The organism is Neobacillus sp. PS2-9 (assembly GCF_030915525.1).
Classification (GTDB): Bacteria; Bacillota; Bacilli; order Bacillales; family Cytobacillaceae; genus Neobacillus.
In genome coordinates this window covers 2,347,912-2,368,696 of record NZ_CP133269.1, presented here as the reverse complement: position 1 = coordinate 2,368,696, position 20,785 = coordinate 2,347,912, and the positions used below count along the sequence as shown (strand labels likewise).

The following is a 20,785-nucleotide window of genomic DNA, read 5'->3' as shown; positions in this document are numbered from 1 at the left end:
AGGCTGACTGAGTCGGCCTCTTTTTGAATGACTTCAGCTTTTTTATTTCATTGAAGTCATTTTCGGATTAGTTGATGAGAACGTTTTTGTTGCTCGACTTATAAGACTGTTAGCTGCAAGAAGCCCTAAGATAATTGCTATCACAATTGTAATTATGGAACCACTCATAGATAATTTTACAGTCATTAAGAACAGGATAGAGATCGTTAACATTGTCATTATCAAAACAGAATTCCAAAGTATACGATCTCTAACTTTTTCCAACAATCCTGCTGACGGAACCACCTCCGTCTCATCTATGGCACCATTTAAAATAGACTTTAATCTGCGCAAATTAATGATCGGCCCCATTACTGTCATAATAAGCAACAAAGCTAACGAAATGTCTACCCATGAATTCCCCCATCCCCACGAAGTAAATACCAAGTATAGACCTGGGACTAAAATCAAAATCACGCTGAATGGAAGTAAGCCATCCAACTTAACCGCTAAGGCAGCCCAATTTCTCAACCCTTCCGTTTTTGTAGAATAAAGCATCGAAATCATAGCCAATAAGGTAAAAGCAACGGCTACAAACATGATTACAGCCCCTAAAATATGTATAAATAATACAATGTTATATAACAAAACTCCTATTCCCTCCTTTTGATTTTTTAATTTTAACATATACATATTGAAAATAGAGGTAAAATGTCCTACTATTTTAAAAAATATGTAAACTATGCGGATTCATAAAAGTAGATTAAGTACCTAACTAATGATTTATTAGGAATTGGCTAAAACTAGGATTATTATGGTTCATATTATTTTCTGGAACAAAGCAAAACAATTGAAATAAAGGTTTTAAAGGAGGAACTATGAAAGTCACGGACGTACTTGTACATTGCTTAGAAAATGAAGGTGTGGAATATGTATTTGGCATTGTTGGTAAGGAATCGCTTGATTTAACTGATTCGTTATCAAAATCAAAACAAATTAAGTTCATAAATGTGAGGCACGAACAAGGTGCTGCATTTATGGCGGATGTATATGGCAGACTGTCAAAAAAAGTGGGTGTTTGTTTAGCGACATTGGGCCCAGGGGCTACAAATTTATTGACGGGTATTGCTAGCGCGCAGCTTGATCATTCACCTATGGTTGCATTAATTGGCCAAGCTGGAGTGGATCGACATCATAATGAATCACATCAATATTTAGATATAGTTAAAATAGTAGAGCCCACAACCAAATGGAGTACCCAAATCAAGGAAGCAGTGTCTGTGCCTGTCATAATTCGAAAAGCTTTCAGAATCGCAAAAATGGAGAAGCCGGGTTCGGTAGCCATTACATTACCGGAGAACTTTTCTCCCCAAATGATTCAAAATAGTCCCTTACCTGTGACTCCTCTACCTAAAAGTATCCCTTTTTTAGAATCAATCAAATCAGCTATAACTTCTATTCAAAAACATAGAAAACCCTTCATTATTATTGGAAACGGAGTAATTAGGCAAGATGCAATCTTAGAGCTTCAGACGTTTATCAATACCCTTCAATCGCCAGTTTCTCACAGCTTTATGGCAAAAGGTGTGTTAGATAAAGTGAACCCACTAAATTTTTTTACATTTGGATTTAATGAAAACGATATGGTTTTACGAGGCATTAATGAAGCTGACCTCCTAATTGTTATTGGTTTCGACTTTGTAGAGAAGCTGCCCAAGGAATGGAATCCTAACAAACTTCCTGTTTTACATATCGACAGCCTCCCTGCTGAAATAAATGAATATTATCCTGTAGATTGTGAATTGGTTGGTAGTATACAGGAAACTCTTCAATTCCTAAATCAAATGGAAATTCCTATAAAATCATGGGTACCTTCTGGCAATCTTAAGGAAGAAATAAAAAAAGCTTACCAAATAAGTTATAAACCTGACAATCTTAATAGCGAGCCTCTAACCATTGAAAATGTTCTTCATATCATTGAAAGACATACTTTGGAGAACACGATTGTAATTTCAGATGTCGGGTCTCATAAAGTTTCAATTGCTCGTACCTTTCAACCAAAAATGCCAAATAGATGTATCATTTCAAACGGTCTTGCTTCAATGGGAATCGCATTACCAGGATCAATAGGAGCCAAACTTGCTTGTCCATCTGACCCCGTAATCTGTATTACTGGCGATGGTGGTGTGCTAATGAATTTTGCAGAAATTGAGACGGCTAAACGCCTTGGTCTCTCCTTTGTCATAATTGTTTTAAATGACTCGATGTTAAAACTTGAGGTGCAACAGATGGACAAAATGTTTGGAAAAAGTTATGGAGTAACCTTCCAGAATCCAGACTTCGTTCAATTAGCAGAAAGCTTTGGAATAAAAGGAAGAAGAGCAAGTAACCTCATTGAATTTGAGACCATACTCAAAGAAGAATTACAGTCTTTGGAGGGAATTGTCTTAATTGATATTGTCATGTGATTTGGAAGGTTACCAGGCTTTAATTTTCTTAAGTCGTTTAAAACAAAATAAGCCAACATCTACCCAAATCCAATTATAAAGAAAGGAAAATAAAAAAATTCCACCTGTAATAAAAAATGAAAAAGATTTAGAAACAATTGGACCTAGAACGGGGAAATGAAAAACATATAATAGGCTATGAATTCCTAACGTTAAGACAATGGTACCAGTTATATTGATGGTCAGTCTCCTCTTGAAAAAATGAAATGCAGCTCCTACACTAAGTCCTAACAAGCCAGTTGTGAAAGGAAATACCATTAATTCACTTGGTTGAAGGATGAGTAGTAATAGATTTGTTAGAATATAGGACATAACTCCAAGAGGAAATCTAAGCATGGCGCAGAGTAGGATGGGTGCTGTTGAAAATGGACTTATAAAATATCCAACTCCAGGTAAAAGACCACCCGCTGCTTGGAGAACAGCTGCCAAACTGGCGAATAGTGCACCAAAAACAAGCTGTCTTGGTTTTGGTTGCTTACGGAAGGTCAATTGGCTTGATGTAACATCTTCAGAAATTAATTCAAAAAAATACATAGGTTCCACCTCACTTTAACTACAATATATTATAGTTTACTGTGAGTGGAACCTATGCCTGCCCCATCACTTTTTTAATTCCAGAGTCTGTGAGCAGGCACTATCCTTTATTCTTTTATAAAATTGACAAATCGTTCTATGACAACATCAAGAAATGATAGTGTTGATTCATCTACTAACTTTCCTGTTTCCTCATCAAACTTTGCAGATGCTTGATTAATTAGAATCTCGTTGCCAACTGGCGACAAAAGTTTTACCTGTAAGGCGGTTAAGATTTGACGCAAATGGAGCTGTGCTCGTAGAGTACCCATTAATCCAGTAGCCGCACCAGCCGTCATTACTGGTTTTCCAATGAGTACTTTATCAACACGAGATAGCCAATCGAGTGCATTTTTTAACACACCAGGAATAGACCAATTGTATTCAGGAGTAATGATAATCACCCCGTCTGCTTCTTTTACCTTCCTCTTAAAGTCGATTACAGACATAGGAGGATTGTTTTCAGTATCCTGATCAAAATGCGGGAGCAAGCCAAGATCCAATATTTCTAAGTCGAATGTTTGGCCATGCCGTTCCTTAATAGTATCTGCTAATTGCTTGTTATAAGACCCTTTTCGCAAACTTCCTACAATTGCTACTAATTTCATAAGTCTTCACACCTTTGTATAGAATCATATTATGTAACATTTCGATTATAGAAAGAAAAAAATGAATATTCAATAAATGTGCCTAGTCCATCTATTTTTTATTGAAAGCCTCTACAGATATAAATAAATCACTATAATAAGTTTCAATACTATTTATAAAAACTCCATGTGCTTGAAATAAATCCATTGTGTTCCGATTTAAACAACAACCATCACAGACTTTTTTCCATGCCGGAGTTAACCATTCCTGAAGTGCACCTAAAAATTGACTTTTCATTTTTACATGTTCAAATAACAGAATACTTCCTTCAGGTTTGCATACCCGCTGGATTTCTAAGAGTGCTTTCTCTGGATTGGGAATCGTACAAAAGACAAGCGTTGCTACAACTGTATCAAATGTATTATCTTCAAAAGGCAATTCCTCTGCACTTGCCTGAACCATTTCGATTGGGATGACTGTTTGCTTCATTTTGGATAGCGATCGTTCAATCATGTGCGGACTAGGTTCTATTGCAGTCACCTTTTCTACGCCTTTATATAATGGGAAATTGATTCCAGTCCCTGCCCCAATTTCCAGGACATACCCCTCTGCCTTTGAAATAAGTTCATTTCTTATCCTCTTAAACTTCTTTTTCTCAAGCGGATTCATAAAAAAGTCATACCATTTAGCAAATAAACGACTCAACAGATTCAACTCCAAAAAAGTAAATTGTAATTCTATTATACTGTTTTTATATTTAAATGACTGACTTAATGTTTTAATAACTTACTCGAGTTAACAATATATCCCTAGTGTCAATAGTATGCTATCTTTAGTTAGAAGAAAAATAGATATGCGAGGTGTTCATCCTTTGTCTCGAAAGGAAAAAGCAGTAATAATTGGTGGAGGGATTTCCGGAAAATTAGCAGCACGTGTGTTGTCTGATTTTTTCCAAGAGGTACTCATCATTGAACGGGATCAAAAACCAGAAGGACCTCTCCCTAGAAAATGTGTTCCACAAGGGGAACACATACACGCACTTCTCCATGCGGGTGAATCCGGACTCGAATCCTTATTTCCAGGAATTACTGAAAAATTTTATTCAAGTGGTGCCATAAAAATAAACTCTACAAAAGATCTTGCATGGTTTCATCATGGTGTTTGGAAGCTACGATTTGATGGTGAATACTCCATTATTCTTCAAACCCGTCCGCATTTAGAATGGCACATAGAACAATATATTAAGAGAATACCTAATGTAACAGTTCAGTACAACCAATCGGTCCAGAACTTTTTATATAAGGAAAAAGAGAATATCATTGTTGGGGTTGAAGTTGTTGATAGAAGTGGCGATACAGAAAACATACTAGCAGACTTAGTAGTGGATGCTAGTGGAGTGAGCGGTATTACCTCTAAGTGGTTTGAAAAACTGGGAATACATATACCAGAAACAAAGGCTAAAATTGGCTTAAGTTATATTAGTAGAACCTTTCAATTAGCTAACAATCATGACAGAGACTGGGCAATAAAAATCTTATACCCCAACCCTCCAGTAGAGAAAATTGGTGGTACCATTTCAAAAGTAGAAGGAAACCGTTTCCTCGTCACCATTAATGGCTACCATAATGTAATAGATGAAAAAGAAATCCTAAAAAACAATACCGGCTTTCTAGAACTTGCTAAAAAATTACCAAAACTAGATATTTATGAAGAAATTAAGGATGCTGTCCCATTATCAAGCACCTCCATCTACCGGGTACCACAAATTGTCTGGAGACAATATCAACAAGTTAAACATTTTCCAGAAGGACTTTTAGTTATAGGTGATACCCTTTGCAGAATTGATCCTGTTTTTGGACAAGGCATGAGTATATCCGTTTTAGAAGCACTTGCCCTGCAACGACTCTTTAAGAATAGTGACCATTCCATAAAAAAATTGGCAACTACGTTTCATAGACAGGCAGCGAGAATCATCTCGCCTATCTGGAATATGGTCATTACTGAAGATTTTCGCTATCCAGAAACAAAGGGAAAAAAGCCGCTAGGACTCTTCATCCAACAATGGTACGCCAAAAAAATCTTTCTTATTTCGTCGCAAAATCAATATGTTTATAACTCGTTATATAAAGTTATGAACCTTATTCATCCAATGACAACACTCATGCATCCTAGAATACTAAAAACTGTATTAAAACAGACTTTTGTAAAATAGAAAATGCTGCATCCTGATACCAGACTGCAGCATTTTTACCTTTTTATTCAATATCTAAAGTACTTTCTCCATATAATAACGATCTTCCCCTACTCCGAACTCAGAGTATCTAGTTTCTTTAATTTCAAATCCTTCTTTTTCATATAACTTTACAGCAGGAAGGTTTTTCACACTAACAGTTAAGCAAACAACAGAAAACCCATCATTTTTCAGAATAGAACTTACTTCCTGCAAAAACATTTTTCCGACTCCCTTGCCTTTATAATCGGATCGAACATAATAGCCAAAGATATAGGCTTTATCGGGATTATTGTAATCTCTTATGCACTCGCAAACGGCCACAGGCCGTTCATCATTCTGCTGTTTATATAATATGAGTTTTCCATAACGGGCTAAGGGAACAAGTGTCTGTTCGTCAACTGCACCTGTTCCTGGAAATGCATCCAATTCGAGATCCATCATCATTTTTTGGTCTTCGGGTGTTAATTTCGCTGGAACATCAATATAAAAATTCTTCTCAATAACTTTCATAACTTATACCTCCATGAGTTCAGTATAATCTATATCTTTAAGAGGCCAGATTTTCTCTGGTATATTTTTATAAGAAAAATGCTTTAAATCATTCGATGCCACGCCTGGCGCATCGACATAGATGACCTTACTAATTAAGGGATCAAATGCTGCCCGGAAGTGATTTTTGACTTTTAACCCTAGAATGGTATAAGAGGTTGGCTCAATACCTATATGGCGAAACATTTCCGGATCATTGGCTGACATTGGACGGCCGATGAGAAGAATATCCACTTCTCCTGCTCTTATATAAGCTGCACCTTTCACATCCACTCGTAAATGTTGATTAAAAGGACCGCTATTGTAAAAAACTCCATCTGAAAGAGCCAGCACCTTTGCAATTACTTGAACAGGCCTTCCAAAATCCGGAGAAATTTTACCTCCCAAGGCAAGCATGACCTCATTACCTACACCTGCCATTCTACATCTTTCAATCGATTCAGGGTCAGTCAATCCGCCAAATAATGTGTGCGGATGATTCACGCTTATAAACTCTTCTAATAAAAAAGTCGTGTCTCCACTTCCACAGCTTAATGGGTTATCAGAGATATCAGCCAAGACAATAGGTTTTTGTTCCTTTAATGACAAAGCGTGCTTCATTCCCTCTTTAACTGTTGGAAGCTGCATAATAAAATCATTACGAAGGTCCCAAAATTGATTGGCTAACTTTTTTGCTACTCTATCTGCATTGGTTTGATCCCTTCCAATAACGAGAACACTAGCCCCCACCATTGGAATGTCGGAATACGGAAAACCGCCAAACACAGAAGCATTTATAATAGAAGGTTCACTCTCAAGTTGAAAAGCTAATTCCATCAAATCATGCATAGGCCCTTCTTCTGTACGCATGTTAATAGAAGGTGGCATCATGGGTAGCTTGATAAAGGAAGCAACATAGTTTTTTTGTTCTAATATGACCTCGAGGAGTAATTTAGCTGCATTAACTCCTTGATTATACATATCAACATGGGGATAGGTTTTAAATCCGAAATGATAGGGAGTATGCTCTAACATTCTGGCACTTAGATTTGCATGCATATCTAAAGTCGTTGCAATTGGAATATCATTCCCTATTACTGTTCGGATTTCCTTTAACAGCTTCTCTTCAGGGTCAAAGAGATCTTCTACGACCATTGCACCATGTAGAGCTAATAACAAACCGTCTAAATGGTCGGCCTTCTCTAATTCCGTCAGCATTTCTTTTTCTATTAGCTGATAGGCTTCATTCGTTACTGGTCCCGCAGGTGTCGCAGCTGCACAAAGAAGCGGAACCACTTCAATATGCTCTTCCTTTGTAAGGACATCCAGAAAACCGCCTACTTCTGTTTTCGTTGCTGAATAGGCTGAAAAGATTTCGTCTCCTTTAAAGTATCCTTCATTATAAAATGCTTCGATATCCGTTTTTAAAGGAGCAAAACTGTGGGATTCATGATAGAAAAAAGCGATTCCAACTCGAAGCTTTTTCATTAGACATCTCCCTTTAATACAATCCTAATAGGTCGTATAAATTGATTTCCACTCTGTCATCACATCAAAAGCATGATGGGATACCTCGCGATGTCCGTTTCCCGATTGTTTCGTTCCACCGAATGCTACACCCAGTTCTGCGTTGGAAGTACCATTATTAATGTAAACTAACCCGCTTTCAATTTCTTTTGCTCCACGATTCGCATAGTAAAGGCTGTTTGTAAATAACGAAGTAGATAGCCCATAAATGGTATCATTATTTACGTCGATCGCTTCTTCAAAACTATTAACTTCTATAAATGCTAAAACCGGACCGAAAATTTCTTCTTGTGCAACCACAGCCTTATTTTTTACATTACTTAAGATCGTAGGCTCATAGAAGTATCCTCTTTCACTTGCTAATCGTTTTCCGCCGTATTCTATCACAGCTCCCTGTTCAACAGCTAAAGCTACATATTTTTCAACCGTTTCTAGCTGCTGTTTATTGGTTAATGGACCAATGTCATTTCCTGGTTCAAGACCATTTCCTGCTTTTAGTTGTTGGGTTAGAGAAACAACTCGGTTGAGTAATTCAACCTTTACTTCTGATTCAACAATGACACGGCTAGCGGCTGTACATCTTTGCCCCGTTGTTGTAAACGCAGCCTTAACAATCGCTTCCGCAGCTAGTTTTAAATCTGCATCTTTCAACACAATAACAGCATTTTTGCCCCCAAGCTCTAAAGCTACTCTTTTTAATGTCTTGGCGGCAGTTTCTGATAGTTTAATCCCCACTTCAGTTGAGCCAGTAAATGAGATGACCTTTACATCCTTATGTTCAGCCAGCTTAGCCCCAACCTTACTTCCTGAACCTGTAACTAAGTTTAATACCCCTTTTGGAAGCCCAATCTCATGGAAAATATCTGTGAAAATTTGGGCTGAAAGGGCAACCTCAGAGGCAGGCTTCCATACAACGGTATTTCCACTAATAAGGGCTGCTAATATTTTATAGCCAGCCAGGGAGACTGGGAAGTTCCAAGGTGTGATACAAGCGACAACACCCACCGGCTCACGAACCATCATAATATGGCGGTTTTCAGCACCCGCACCAACGGTTTCACCGAAAAGTCTTCTTCCCTCTCCCGCCATATATTTACAGGTTTCAATTACGACACCCACTTCACCAAGTGATTCAGCTACTACTTTTCCCATTTCCTTGGTCATCATTTGAGCTAAGAATTCCTTTTTCTCTTCAAAAGCCTTGGCAGCTTTCCAAAGAAATTGTGCCCTCTCTGGCAGTGGAGTGTTCTTCCACTGTTTAAAAGCCAATCGGGCACTTTCTACCGCTTCATCAACTTGTGAAGGTGTAGCTGCCGCACAATAGCCAACTACTTCCTCTGTCGCAGGGTTGATACTTTTAAAAAATTCCTGCTCCTCTTTTTGAATCCAAGAACCATTTATATACAATCCTTTTTTTTCAGCTTGTTGGATCATACCTTGACCTCCTTTATAATGTTTCTTTAATCGCCTCTTCTAAAATGGATAGGCCCTCATGTAAATCCTCTTCATTAATATTGAGAGGGAGCATTAACCTAATTGTTTGTCCCTGTACTCCGCAATTCATTATGAGAAGTTTTTGTTCTAAACACTTTTGCTTAATAATGGGAACAGCGTGGCTAGCAACATCTTCATGAAATTCGATACCAATCATCATTCCTATTCCGCGAACTTCCTTAATTCCAGGTAATCCATCTAGAGATTCCTTTAACCGGACTACAATGTTTGCTCCTAACTCCCAGCTTCGGTCGACTAGTTTTTCCTCTTCAATCACAGCAATATTTGCTAATGCTGCAGCACAGGAAATCGGGTTACCACCAAAGGTTGACCCATGCCCTCCAACTTGCCATTTTTCATGAAGCTCTCTACTTGCTACAATCGCACCAAGAGGCATTCCACCTGAAAGTGCTTTTGCTAGAACCATAATGTCAGGTGTTACACCAGAATGCTCAGCAGCAAACATTTTTCCTGTACGCCCAAAACCAGTTTGTACTTCATCAAAGATTAAGAGAATGCCATGTTTTTCTGTCATTTTTCTCAATTCTTGGAGAAATTCAGCCGGGGCTGGGTAATATCCTCCTTCACCAATCACAGGTTCAATCACAATGGCTGCCACTCGGGATGGATCAATTCGTAATTCAAAGATCTTTTGAAGCTGGTGCAAGCAATAAGGAACAATCTCTTCTTCGTTCACACATTTTAATTGAGATGGATATGGATATGGAGCATGGTATACCTCACCTAAAATAGGTTCATAGTTTTTCCTGTATTTGGAGCTAGAAGCAGTGATAGCAGTTGCTCCAAGTGTTCTTCCATGGAAGGAACCTTCAAAAGCAATTATTCCTGGTCTTCCTGTAGCTGCTTTAGCCAATTTTAATGCACCATCAATAGCTTCACCGCCGGAATTAGCAAAGAACACAGTATCTAAATTACCCGGTGTAATTTCAGCAAGTTTTTCTGCAAGGTTAGCAGCTGATTCATAGTAACCATAGTTCAGACCGAAATGAATAAATGACTCTGCTTGTTTCTTAATTGCTTGAACCATCGCATCATTTGCGTGACCAACAGCATTAACTGCCACACCGGATACAAAGTCAATGTATTCCTCTCCATCTGCCGTCCAAAATCGGGCACCCTTTGCTTTTTCTACAACTAATTCTGTTACCCTCGTTAAAACAGGAGATAAATGTTTTTTTGCTTTTTCTTTAATTTCATCTGATTTATTTTGTAATTTCATATGCTTCTTCCTCCTTTAGTTCTTCTATAAAAATATTCAAGGAACTTTCTAGAACTCTAATCATTTCGTCGATCTCCCCCGTTGTAACGTTCAACGGTGGTGTGATTAATATATGGTCTCCTAAATAGCCGTTAATCGATCCACTTCCTGGATAAAACACAGCTCCAAGCTCCATTGCGATGCTATTGATCCGTTCAGAAGCATGTAAATTTTCTGGGAAAGGTGTTCCTTTTTCTCCATCAATAGCTAATTCAATACCTAACAAAAGTCCTTCTCCACGAACATCATATATAATCGGACACCGGTATTTCAGGGCGAACAGTTGTTGTTTAAGGTAATCTCCTGCAAGTTGAACGTTGTTTACAATCCGATCTCGTTCATAAATGGTTAAAACAGAAAGACCAGCTGCAACGGAAACGGGATGGCCGCTGTACGTATATCCATGAACAAATTTCCCCTTGCTATTTTCTATTAGACTATCGACAATCCGGTCGTGAACAATCATACCCGCTAGTGGAGCATAACCAGCAGATACCCCTTTCCCAAACGTAATAATATCTGGCACTATCCCAAAGTGTTGAATACCAAAATCTTTCCCCGTTCGACCAAAGCCTGTCATTACTTCATCTACTATGAGGACAATATTGTAATAATCGCAAATCTTTCGGATTTCTTTAAAATAATCCTCAGGGGGGCTCACAGCACCTAGCTGGCTCCCTACAATCGGTTCAGCAATAAAGGCAGAGACATTTTCTGGCCCGATCTCATTGATAACGCTTTCAATATCCCTGACACAGGACCAATTTTGCTTGTGATCGCAGTCCTCTTTTTCTCTCTGATATGGACATCTCTTACAGTTAGGGGAATAGACATGGTTGAAATTAATTAAACTTGGAGTATATGTCTGTCGCCGCTTTATATCGCCTCCGGCAGAAAGAGAACCAAATGTGTTTCCATGATAGGACTGCCATCTGCCAATGACGATGTGTTTTTCGGGTCTCCCCGCATCCTTATGAAATTGTCTTGCAAGCTTAATAGCACTTTCGTTTGCTTCCGATCCGCCGCTTGTAAAATAAACCTTATTCAATGTATCAGGTGCTAGTAAAGCAATTTTTTCAGCAAGTTGGAACAATACCTCTGTTTCAAATCTCATGGTATGGACAAAGGCTGCTTGCTTTGCTTGAAATGCTATGGCTTCAGCAATTTCTTCCACACCATGGCCTAAATTAGCCGCGACTGCCCCTGAGCAGGCATCCATGTATTTTTTTCCATTCTTATCATAAAGATAAATCCCCTTACCATGCGTGATAATAGGGTATGTTTTTGAAAAGTCCCTATGAAATACATAATCTTCTATTAGTCCACCCATTATTCCACCACCATCGATTTTGCTACAGTCGTAAAATATACTTTAATTACCTTCGAATTCGGAACGAATCTTTTCTTGTAATTCCTTATCTTTAACTACTTTTAACCCCGTTAATGCCATAGCATGTGCAGCTAATAACATCGTTTCGTAGGCATCGTCCGTATTACACATTTGCGCAAATTCTACCGTATGACCAGGAACGAATTGATCTGTCAATGAAATTACAGGGTGAATGGCAGGAACGACATTGCTTACATTCCCCATATCAATGGAGCCCATCCCCTCTTCATATTGTGAAGGATCGATAAAATTTAATTCATCTAATGATTCCTGAAAAATATCACCTAAAGCTCGGTTACTTTTCATAGCTTCATAGGAATGGCCAATTTTTTTAATTTCCAGTTCTGTTCCCGTGCTTAATGCGGCGCCCCTTGCACAATTTTTAACCTTTTCTACAAGTTGCTCGAGATAATCATTATCGCTCGAGCGGACACAGAATTCAGCAATTGCACGTTCAGGAATGATATTGGTCGCCAATCCCCCCTCTTTAATAATCCCATGGATCCTAACATCTGGTTTTACATGCTGCCGCAATGCGTTAATGGAATTAAATGTTTGTATAACCCCATCAAGTGCATTTCTACCCTCCCAAGGTTCTGAAGCAGCATGGGCTGTTTGGCCATGAAAAATAAATTCAAAGGAATGAAAAGCAAGAGATTGAACATGTATCTCCGTACTAAATCCGGGATGAAACATCATAGTCAGATCAACGTCTTTAAAAACCCCAGCATGAATTAAGTCAATTTTTCCGCCTGTACCTTCCTCATCAGGTGTACCAATGACAGACACTCGGAAAGGGATTCCTTCTTCCTTCAAACTTTCAGCCAACATGACACCAGCGGTAACACTCGCCATTCCAATTAGATGATGACCACACGCATGCCCAATCTCTGGGAGTGCATCGTACTCGGCACAAAATGCTACGTGATAACCACCTTCCCCCATCTCAAAACTAGCAATATATGAAGTTGATAATCCACCTACACCTTTCGTAACCGTAAACCCCTTTGACTGCAAGTATTCGCACATATTGGATGAAGCGAATTTCTCTTGTAGCCCTAATTCTGGAAAATTGAATATTTGTTTACTTAAATGGATGACTTCGCTTCGTTCTCGCTCCAAAACCTGATTTAATTTATCCAAAAGATTCTCCTCCTTCTACACAAGGTGACATGCAACGTAATGGCCATCAGCCACTTCTTTTAGACCAGGCTCCTCTGTTTTACATCGATCTGTCGCAACTGGACAGCGTGGATGAAACCGGCAGCCTGTTGGGATACGACTTGGATTAGGTGTTTCACCTTTTAAGATTATTCTTTCTCTATTTTTTATTTTTCTTGGTACAGGCATGACACTAACTAACGCTTTAGAGTATGGATGTAGACAAGCACCAGCGATAAGTTCTGCGTCACCCACCTCTACGATTTTCCCTAAATACATAATGGCAATGCGATCAGATATTAACCATGCCAGAGAAAGGTCATGAGTAATAAAAAGATAGGATATTCCTTTTTTGTCTCTTTGTTCTACCATTAGTTTTAAAATATCTGCACGAATCGAAACATCCAGCATGGAAACTGGCTCATCAGCCACAATAAAGGAGGGATTTAAAATTAATGCACTTGCAATGACTACTCTCTGTCTTTGTCCACCACTTAACTCATGAGGGTACTTATACATAAATCGCTCGGCTGGTTTTATTCCCGCACTTTCCAGCGCTTGTATGACTCTTTCCTTTTTTTCCTGCTCAGACGTAACGAGTTTATTAACCACTAATGGTTCAGCAACAATATCCATGATGATGTTCCTTGGATTGAGTGATTGATACGGGTCTTGATAAATCATCTGAGCTTTCTGACGGAATAATTTCATCGCCTTCTTGTTTTTTTGATTAATAGACTCTCCTTCAAAGAGAATCTCTCCATCACTTTGATGAGTTAAGCTTAGTAATGCTTTACCCGTTGTTGTTTTTCCGCTTCCACTCTCTCCAACAAGAGAGACAATTTCCCCTTGTTTTATGTTAAAATCAACGCCATCAACAGCTTTAATAACCTTTTTTTCTTTTGAGAAAAAATCCTTTAAAAAGCTTTGGTGACCATCAAAATGAACCTTTAAATTTTTTACTTCAACAACGTTAGTCACATGACCCCTCCTCTTACATGGCAGGATACAAAATGATTAGGAGAGACTTCCTTTAAGACAGGCTCTTTTGAGCGACACTCCTCCGTTGCAAACTCACATCGCGGATGAAATAAACAACCACCAGGAGGATTTAAGAGATTAGGAGGGGAACCTGGTATGGAAGAAATCATTTCTCTACTCCCATAAATATCTGGAAAAGACTGTACCAGCTTTTCTGTATAGGGATGAAGATGCTTATCTAATATATCTTCAACACTTCCTAATTCAACAATTTTCCCGGCATACATGATAGCTGCTTTATCACACGTTTCTCCCATTACTGATAAGTCGTGAGTGATGAGAATCATGGACATATTTAAGTCCTTCCGAAGTTTTTCGAGCAAATTTAGAATTTGGGCTTGAACCATCACGTCAAGGGCTGTTGTTGGTTCATCACCAATAATTAACTTTGGGTCACATGCTAATGCCATTGCAATCATGGCACGCTGCTTCATTCCGCCGCTGAACTCATGTGGATATTGGTCCATTCGTTCACTATTAATCTCTACTAATTCAAAAAGTTCTTTTACTTTCTTTTTTGCTTCCATACGACTGCTACCTTTATGTAACATGATCGCCTCAATAATTTGGTCCCCGACCTTCATTACAGGATTCAAAGAGTTCATTGCACCTTGAAAAACGATCGAAATATCATTCCAGCGGGTTCTCCTCATTTTTCCATGAGTTATATTGACCAGATCATTTCCATTAAAAAGGACGTTTCCCCCCGCTATCTGACCCTCCTGTGGCAGAAGCTTTGTAATAGATAAAGCTGTTGTTGTTTTTCCGCAACCTGATTCACCAACCAGAGCAATAGCCTCCCCTTCTTCAAGAGTAAAGGTAACTCCATCTACAGCTTTAACTATCCCTTCTTTTGTATGAAAATATGTTTTTAAATCCTTTACTTCTAATAGACTCATATTATTTCCTCCGTAGCTTTGGGTTGAAGTATTCATCGAATGCATATCCCAGGAATGTAAAACCAAGTACAACCCCTACTACACATAGTCCAGGCGGCAATAAAAACCAATAGGCTCCTACACTAGCAGCCCCTGAAGTAAAGGCGTAATGTAACATCATTCCCCAGCTCGGATGGGATGCATCGCCCATTCCTAAAAAACTAAGACTTGTTTCTGATAATATAGCCACAGCGGATACAAGGATCGTGTTTGCAAAAATTAACGGAAAAACGTTAGGTAATATGTGTTTATACATAATATAGAAATCATTCGCCCCAATAGCCTTTGCCCGTTCAATAAATTGTCTTTCTTTTACTGATAATGTTTGTGCCCGCACAATCCTTGCAGTACTTGACCAACTCGTTAGTCCAATGACTAAAATAATATTCCATATACTAGAGCCTAAAAGAGCAGCTAGCACCAACATTAACGGCAGCCATGGTAAGACAAGGAATATTTCTGTAAATCTCATTAAGATGGTATCTACTTTACCACCACTATATCCTGAGGCAATCCCAATTAAGGTACCAACTACCATAGTAATAACGGTTGCTAGAACTCCAACCCCCAAAGATACACGTGAACCTGAAATCAATGCGGCAAACACATCCCTGCCTAAATCATCCGTCCCTAGCCAGTGTTCACTACTTGGAGGCTGTAATACCTCATTTCCAGATCCGATTTGCAAAGGATTAAATGGAAAAATGATTGGTCCAATCAGAGCAATTAAGCCAAAGAAAACAAAAATACTGATTCCAACCATACCCATTTTATTACTTTTAAAAACAGTAATAATTTCTTCATATTTTTTTCGACTGACATCTTTTTTTCTTGTCATTTCTATTTCCGGTAAAGACTGTACTACTTTTGGTTCGACCATGATGAGCTCCTTTCTATCCTTTTACTCTAGGGTCTAAATACCCGTAAAGTACGTCAGCGATTAAGTTGGCAAAAATAACGCATGTACTAATAATAAGGAAAATTCCTTGCAAAAGCGGATAATCACGATTTAAAAGGGCTTCATACATCAACCGGCCTATACCTGGCCAAGAAAAAACCGTTTCAATTTCAATCGCACCTGCAATCATAAATCCAAGATTGATTGATATGACAGTAACCATCGGTAACATAGCATTAGGTACAGCGTGCTTACGTACAATATATTTTTCAGAAAATCCCTTCGCTTTTGCAGTTTGGACATAATCTTCTGTTAGTTCGTCGATAAGTGAATTTCTCATTATCAGTACATATTGTCCTAATAAGACCAAGCTAAGTGATAACGCCGGAAGAAATAAATGGTGTGCAACATCAACCACCGCATCCATAGAACTTGAAAAGACCAAACCAGCCGTTGTCATGCCTGAGGTAGGAAAAAGTGTTAAATGAACACTCAATAGTGCAACCAACACCACACCAACCCAAAAGGTTGGCATGGAGTAGGTTAATAAGGAGAATGAGAGTGACATAACATCCACTTTCTTTCCTCTTTTTCTTGCAGCAAGAATCCCTAAAAAGATACCGCCAATTAGGGAGACTAAGGTAGCAACACCTACTAAAAGAAGCGTAGGCACAATTTTAATGGCAATGAGTTCTGTTACCGGTTGTTTAAATAAAAAGGACATGCCTAGGTCACCAGATAAAAGCTGTTTCACATATAAGCCAAACTGCACGTACCAAGCCTGATCCAACCCAAAAAGATGCTTCATTTTTTCTACGGATTCAGGGGATGCCTTTGGATCACGCAGCATCATGGCTAGAGGATCACCCGGCATAACCCGAAACAAAAAATAGTTGATGATAAGTACACAAAACAAGGTGAATATCGCATTAGCTATCTTTTTTATCAAGTATTTAAGTTTCATAGATTCTCCTTCAACAGATCGTTCTACATCTCATCAAACTGATCGATACCCTTTTTTCTTCTTGCAAAAATAACGATTACACCAACAATTAAAACGAGAGCCACCCCACCATATATCAGCCAAGTGTTACTGCTTTCTTTAGTATTTGTATTATTCGCCGTTCCATTTGTTGGCTCTACATGCAGATAATTATAGTTATTCGCTGCCATAAAATAGGCGCCTTTAACAGGAGTCCAGCCCTTCCATTTATCTGTCCGAACGGCTTGCATAGCATTTTCTTCCATAAGGATGATATAAGGAAGATCTTCAGCAAGTAAATCCTGCATCTGATACACCATACCTTGACGTTCCTTAAAATCAAGTGTCGTTTCTTGCTTAGCTAATAACTCATCATACTTAGGATTAGAGTAGTAGGTTTCACTAAGATTTCCAATTTGGTCGGTACTTACAATACTTAAGATTGTCGTTGGGTCTATATCTGTGGTCCATCCCCATATGAATAAATCATAATCTCCATTGTCATAAATGCGGTCACCTAGTACACCATCATCAAGCGTCTCTACTTTTGTCTCAATTCCAGCATCCTTTAACATGGAATGAACCATTTGACCTGCTTTTACTTCTTCTGGAGAATCACTTCGTAAATAAAAACGAAACTCTAAAGGTTTGCCACTTTGATCTTCACGTACTCCATCACCATTTTTATCTAGAAAGCCAGCTTCATCTAAAATGGATTTAGCTTTATTAAGATCGAATGCCCTCGCCTTTTCTGGACTCAACTGAAAATGCCAGTCGCTTAAAAACGAAGGGACAATCGTTGTTCCTGGTTTCCCTTGACCCGAAAACGCCACATCAATGATTTTTTGCTTATCAATCGCATATTCCATTGCCTGTTTAATAGAATTGTTTAATAATAACGGATTTCCCTTTGACGCCTTATCCTTCCACGTATTAATACCAATATTGGTAAAGCTGTTTGTTGGAATTGATACAACCTTGATGTTCTTCTCTGACTCTAGTAATTTTACTTGATTGGAGTTAATATTAATCGCTGCATCAATCTCACCAACTTTTAGGGATTGAACCATTGTATCGTTGTTTGCGTAAAGAGGATAGATTAACTCATCGAACTTCGGTGCGCCCATGAAGTAGTCCTTATTCGCCTCTAACTTTACATATTCTCCTTTTTTCCATTCAACAAATTTAAAAGGACCTGTTCCAATTGGTTTCTTGTTCGGCCAAGTTTCTAAATCTTTAAATTTCACTTTCTCCCAAATATGCTTTGGTATGATTGGAGTTGTAATATAAAGCATATTTGCTTTTGGTTTGTCTGTTTTTATAACTACTGTGTAATCATCAGGCGTTTTAATACTAGATATACCTTTCAAGAAATCAGAGTACATTCCCATTTCCGATTTTAAAATCGTTTCATAAGAAAACTTGACGTCTTTTGAGGTAAATGGTTTGCCGTCATGCCACTTGACGCCTTTCTTTAATTTAAATGTCCACGTTAAATTATCGTCACTAACTTTCCAGCTTTCTGCTAATCTTCCTACTGGCTTTAAATTATTATCGAAAGCAACTAGAGTATCATAGATTAATAAGTGCAATTCAAAAGTAGAAACTCGATTCGAAATAAACGGACTCAAGCTATCCGGTTCTTTCGTCCAACCGACTCTTAATGAAGAGGGACTAGCCGCTTTTACATTCATACTTGCAAGAGGTGCACATAACATAACGAAAACAATAGAAACAATAAATAAAAGCGATAACTTCTTTTTCATCTTTTACCCCCTACGAACGCGTTCCGCATTCCTCTATAATTAGTTTTCCATTTGTTGCATCTAAAAAGCCTTGTACCCCTAATGGAATGGTGGCCAAATCCTTTGTATGTCCCAGTGGCAAGCCATATATTGCTGGGATTCCTAATGGCTTTATATACTCTTCTAAAATATCTTCTAAACTGAAGGTTACGGGGAAACCTGGGTTGTGCTTAAATGGTTCACAATCTTTACATTCACCAATGACTATCCCTGCAACTTTCTGCAGTTTTCCTGCATTTAATAAATGTGAAAGCATATGATCCATAACCCATGGTTCAGTATCTAGCTCTTCAAAAAATAGAATTTTCCCTTCAGTTTCAATTTCGTATGGCGTACCTAAAGAGGAACAGATTAAAGTAAGATTTCCACCTACCATCTCGCCTCTTGCTTCCCCTTGGTGAATGATGTTAATCCATTTTTTCTTATCAGCGAGCTCAATATCACCTATTGGCTGGTCAGATAGTAATGCTTTAAAGAGCTGATTCTTTCTATATTCTGTTAACTCCTCAGGATTAAATCCCGCCATTCCAGGCCCGTGAAAGGATACCAAACCAGTCAGCTTCTGTATCGCAAGATGAATGGCTGTAATATCACTGTAGCCTATAAAGATTTTGGGATTTTGTTTAATAGCATCAAAATCTATGTATCGCAGCATCCTCGCTGACCCATAGCCCCCTTGAGTGACGAAAATTGCATCAACGCGATCATTTTTAAACATTGAGTTCAGATCCTGTCCCCGTTGTTCATCCGTGCCTGCTAGGTATTCATATCTCGCATTTACATGGTCTCCAAGTATTACTTCAAAGCCCCATTCCTCAAGTGTTTTTATGCCTCGAATAAGATCACTTTTATTGTATAAAGGACTTGCAGGGGCAACAATTCCAATGGTATCCCCTTTTTTTAATCTGGCAGGTTTTATTTTTTTCATCGCTCTTCAGCACCTACTGACCTCATGTTAACGGCACCTAATTGTCTGGATATGAGTGTAGCCGTCTGTAAAAGCTGGTTACGGAAATCAATTTGTTTTTCTTCTACATAATGATGTTCAGGACCAGAAATAGAGATTCCAGCAACGACCTCGTTTAAATAATCGTAGATAGGTGCGGCTATTGCTGCTTCCCCGATGGTTAGTTCTCCCCTAGATTCGGCATAGCCTTGTTGTCGAATTTTTTCAAGTTCTTTTAATAATAGGTCTCTGTGAGATATCGTTTGTGGTGTAAAAGATGGTAAATCATCTGAGATGAGGGTAGATATTAAACCTGTTGGAAGATGAGCTAAGATGACTTTTGATAAAGCCCCTCCATATACAGGGAGACTCTGTCCTACTTTAATCCCCATAAAATAGCTTTTAAAGGATTCAATATTGATTAGACATAAGACCTTCCCTTGATCGTACACACTGAGGTTACAATTCTGTGCGGTTTTATTGGATAGTTCTTGAAGGTAGGGCATTGCAGTTTGAACCAGATCTAGGCCTCTCACGACTATTCCACCTAGTCTGACAAATTGCTTACTTAGTTTGTACTTACTAGATATTGGATCTTGCTCAATATAGCCTCTCGCCAACATCGTTTGAATAAATCGATGAATCGTGGCTAAAGAAAGTGAAGTTTTTGCCGAAATTTCAGTAAGCGTTAATTCCGAATCATCTAAAGAAAATGCTTCAATTATGTCGAATGCCCTTTCTAAGACACGGATATTTTGACTTTTTTCTTTGTCTATTTCTGACACCCCCTTATCATATTTCAACTTTGTTTTCATATTTCCACCTAGTGGAAATAGTGTTTTCACTTTCTTAGTACCATTATAGGTATTTGAAAAATAAAAAGTCAATATATTTTGATAATTTAGAGTAGTTAGAA

The 20,785-nt window shown here is 38.4% G+C and carries 19 protein-coding genes; 2 read left to right on the top strand and 17 right to left on the bottom strand.

All coding sequences use genetic code 11. The features are described from left to right. Positions 1–42: 42 nt before the first annotated feature. Positions 43–627, bottom strand: a complete 585-nt coding sequence (locus tag RCG25_RS11945; protein WP_308083866.1) for a hypothetical protein — start codon at positions 625–627, stop codon at positions 43–45. Positions 628–857: 230 nt separating this feature from the next. Here RCG25_RS11945 and RCG25_RS11940 point away from each other — a divergent pair, with 230 nt between their 5' ends. Beyond that, on the top strand, positions 858–2,447 hold the full coding sequence (locus RCG25_RS11940; RefSeq protein WP_308083865.1) for an acetolactate synthase large subunit: 1,590 nt from the start codon (positions 858–860) through the stop codon (positions 2,445–2,447). Positions 2,448–2,456: 9 nt separating this feature from the next. Here the strand turns inward: RCG25_RS11940 and RCG25_RS11935 are convergent, their stop codons facing one another. The 3 genes from RCG25_RS11935 to RCG25_RS11925 form a co-directional block, all read right to left on the bottom strand. Beyond that, positions 2,457–3,020, bottom strand: a complete 564-nt coding sequence (locus RCG25_RS11935) for a hypothetical protein (RefSeq protein WP_308083864.1) — start codon at positions 3,018–3,020, stop codon at positions 2,457–2,459. A gap of 107 nt (positions 3,021–3,127) precedes the next feature. Continuing rightward, a complete protein-coding gene (locus RCG25_RS11930) occupies positions 3,128–3,667 on the bottom strand; it encodes an NADPH-dependent FMN reductase (protein ID WP_308083863.1) in 540 nt (179 codons plus the stop codon). A 91-nt stretch (positions 3,668–3,758) separates the two neighbouring features. Then, positions 3,759–4,352: a class I SAM-dependent methyltransferase gene (locus RCG25_RS11925; protein WP_308083862.1), complete on the bottom strand. Its 594-nt coding sequence runs from the start codon at positions 4,350–4,352 to the stop codon at positions 3,759–3,761. Positions 4,353–4,518: 166 nt separating this feature from the next. Between RCG25_RS11925 and RCG25_RS11920 the strand changes: the two genes are divergently transcribed. Beyond that, complete coding sequence (locus RCG25_RS11920; RefSeq protein WP_308083861.1) at positions 4,519–5,859, top strand: FAD-dependent oxidoreductase; 1,341 nt, start codon at positions 4,519–4,521, stop codon at positions 5,857–5,859. 54 nt (positions 5,860–5,913) lie between these two features. Here RCG25_RS11920 and RCG25_RS11915 read toward each other — a convergent pair whose 3' ends face one another. The 13 genes from RCG25_RS11915 to RCG25_RS11855 are packed head-to-tail and all read right to left on the bottom strand — an operon-like array spanning position 5,914 to position 20,684. Further along, positions 5,914–6,390 carry a GNAT family N-acetyltransferase gene (locus RCG25_RS11915; RefSeq protein WP_308083860.1) on the bottom strand — a complete coding sequence of 159 codons (477 nt, stop codon included), beginning with the start codon at positions 6,388–6,390 and terminating at the stop codon, positions 5,914–5,916. 3 nt (positions 6,391–6,393) lie between these two features. Then, entirely contained in the window at positions 6,394–7,896 is a 1,503-nt protein-coding gene (locus RCG25_RS11910) for a M81 family metallopeptidase (RefSeq protein ID WP_308083859.1), read from the bottom strand. A 24-nt stretch (positions 7,897–7,920) separates the two neighbouring features. Then, on the bottom strand, positions 7,921–9,369 hold the full coding sequence (locus RCG25_RS11905) for an aldehyde dehydrogenase family protein (protein ID WP_308083858.1): 1,449 nt from the start codon (positions 9,367–9,369) through the stop codon (positions 7,921–7,923). Between the two features lie 13 nt (positions 9,370–9,382). Further along, positions 9,383–10,669 (bottom strand): aspartate aminotransferase family protein, encoded by a 1,287-nt coding sequence (locus RCG25_RS11900; protein ID WP_308083857.1) that lies wholly within the window; start codon positions 10,667–10,669, stop codon positions 9,383–9,385. Continuing rightward, complete coding sequence (locus RCG25_RS11895; protein ID WP_308083856.1) at positions 10,653–12,038, bottom strand: aminotransferase family protein; 1,386 nt, start codon at positions 12,036–12,038, stop codon at positions 10,653–10,655. Before RCG25_RS11895 ends, RCG25_RS11900 begins: the two co-directional genes overlap by 17 nt. 42 nt (positions 12,039–12,080) lie before the next feature. Then, positions 12,081–13,241: a M20 family metallopeptidase gene (locus RCG25_RS11890; protein WP_308083855.1), complete on the bottom strand. Its 1,161-nt coding sequence runs from the start codon at positions 13,239–13,241 to the stop codon at positions 12,081–12,083. A 15-nt stretch (positions 13,242–13,256) separates the two neighbouring features. Then, on the bottom strand, positions 13,257–14,240 hold the full coding sequence (locus RCG25_RS11885) for an ABC transporter ATP-binding protein (protein ID WP_308083854.1): 984 nt from the start codon (positions 14,238–14,240) through the stop codon (positions 13,257–13,259). After that, entirely contained in the window at positions 14,237–15,199 is a 963-nt protein-coding gene (locus tag RCG25_RS11880) for an ABC transporter ATP-binding protein (protein WP_308083853.1), read from the bottom strand. The genes RCG25_RS11885 and RCG25_RS11880 overlap by 4 nt, the downstream gene beginning before the upstream one ends. Before the next feature lies 1 nt (position 15,200). Continuing rightward, entirely contained in the window at positions 15,201–16,118 is a 918-nt protein-coding gene (locus tag RCG25_RS11875) for an ABC transporter permease (RefSeq protein WP_308083852.1), read from the bottom strand. Positions 16,119–16,131: 13 nt separating this feature from the next. Then, complete coding sequence (locus RCG25_RS11870) at positions 16,132–17,100, bottom strand: ABC transporter permease (protein ID WP_308083851.1); 969 nt, start codon at positions 17,098–17,100, stop codon at positions 16,132–16,134. Between the two features lie 23 nt (positions 17,101–17,123). Continuing rightward, a complete protein-coding gene (locus RCG25_RS11865; protein ID WP_308083850.1) occupies positions 17,124–18,884 on the bottom strand; it encodes an ABC transporter substrate-binding protein in 1,761 nt (586 codons plus the stop codon). 10 nt (positions 18,885–18,894) lie between these two features. Beyond that, a complete protein-coding gene (locus RCG25_RS11860) occupies positions 18,895–19,851 on the bottom strand; it encodes a S66 peptidase family protein (protein ID WP_308083849.1) in 957 nt (318 codons plus the stop codon). Next, on the bottom strand, positions 19,848–20,684 hold the full coding sequence (locus tag RCG25_RS11855; protein WP_308083848.1) for an IclR family transcriptional regulator: 837 nt from the start codon (positions 20,682–20,684) through the stop codon (positions 19,848–19,850). Before RCG25_RS11855 ends, RCG25_RS11860 begins: the two co-directional genes overlap by 4 nt. Positions 20,685–20,785: the final 101 nt, after the last annotated feature.

Bases quoted from the DNA above. Each gene is read 5' to 3' on its own strand.
- RCG25_RS11930 (WP_308083863.1), bottom strand. From the start codon at position 3,667: ATGAAATTAGTAGCAATTGTAGGAAGTTTGCGAAAAGGGTCTTATAAC.
- RCG25_RS11860 (WP_308083849.1), bottom strand. From the start codon at position 19,851: ATGAAAAAAATAAAACCTGCCAGATTAAAAAAAGGGGATACCATTGGA.
- RCG25_RS11940 (WP_308083865.1), top strand. From the start codon at position 858: ATGAAAGTCACGGACGTACTTGTACATTGCTTAGAAAATGAAGGTGTG.
- RCG25_RS11905 (WP_308083858.1), bottom strand. From the start codon at position 9,369: ATGATCCAACAAGCTGAAAAAAAAGGATTGTATATAAATGGTTCTTGG.
- RCG25_RS11900 (WP_308083857.1), bottom strand. From the start codon at position 10,669: ATGAAATTACAAAATAAATCAGATGAAATTAAAGAAAAAGCAAAAAAA.
- RCG25_RS11875 (WP_308083852.1), bottom strand. From the start codon at position 16,118: ATGGTCGAACCAAAAGTAGTACAGTCTTTACCGGAAATAGAAATGACA.
- RCG25_RS11935 (WP_308083864.1), bottom strand. From the start codon at position 3,020: ATGTATTTTTTTGAATTAATTTCTGAAGATGTTACATCAAGCCAATTG.
- RCG25_RS11895 (WP_308083856.1), bottom strand. From the start codon at position 12,038: ATGGGTGGACTAATAGAAGATTATGTATTTCATAGGGACTTTTCAAAA.
- RCG25_RS11880 (WP_308083853.1), bottom strand. From the start codon at position 15,199: ATGAGTCTATTAGAAGTAAAGGATTTAAAAACATATTTTCATACAAAA.
- RCG25_RS11915 (WP_308083860.1), bottom strand. From the start codon at position 6,390: ATGAAAGTTATTGAGAAGAATTTTTATATTGATGTTCCAGCGAAATTA.
- RCG25_RS11870 (WP_308083851.1), bottom strand. From the start codon at position 17,100: ATGAAACTTAAATACTTGATAAAAAAGATAGCTAATGCGATATTCACC.
- RCG25_RS11855 (WP_308083848.1), bottom strand. From the start codon at position 20,684: ATGAAAACAAAGTTGAAATATGATAAGGGGGTGTCAGAAATAGACAAA.
- RCG25_RS11910 (WP_308083859.1), bottom strand. From the start codon at position 7,896: ATGAAAAAGCTTCGAGTTGGAATCGCTTTTTTCTATCATGAATCCCAC.
- RCG25_RS11865 (WP_308083850.1), bottom strand. From the start codon at position 18,884: ATGAAAAAGAAGTTATCGCTTTTATTTATTGTTTCTATTGTTTTCGTT.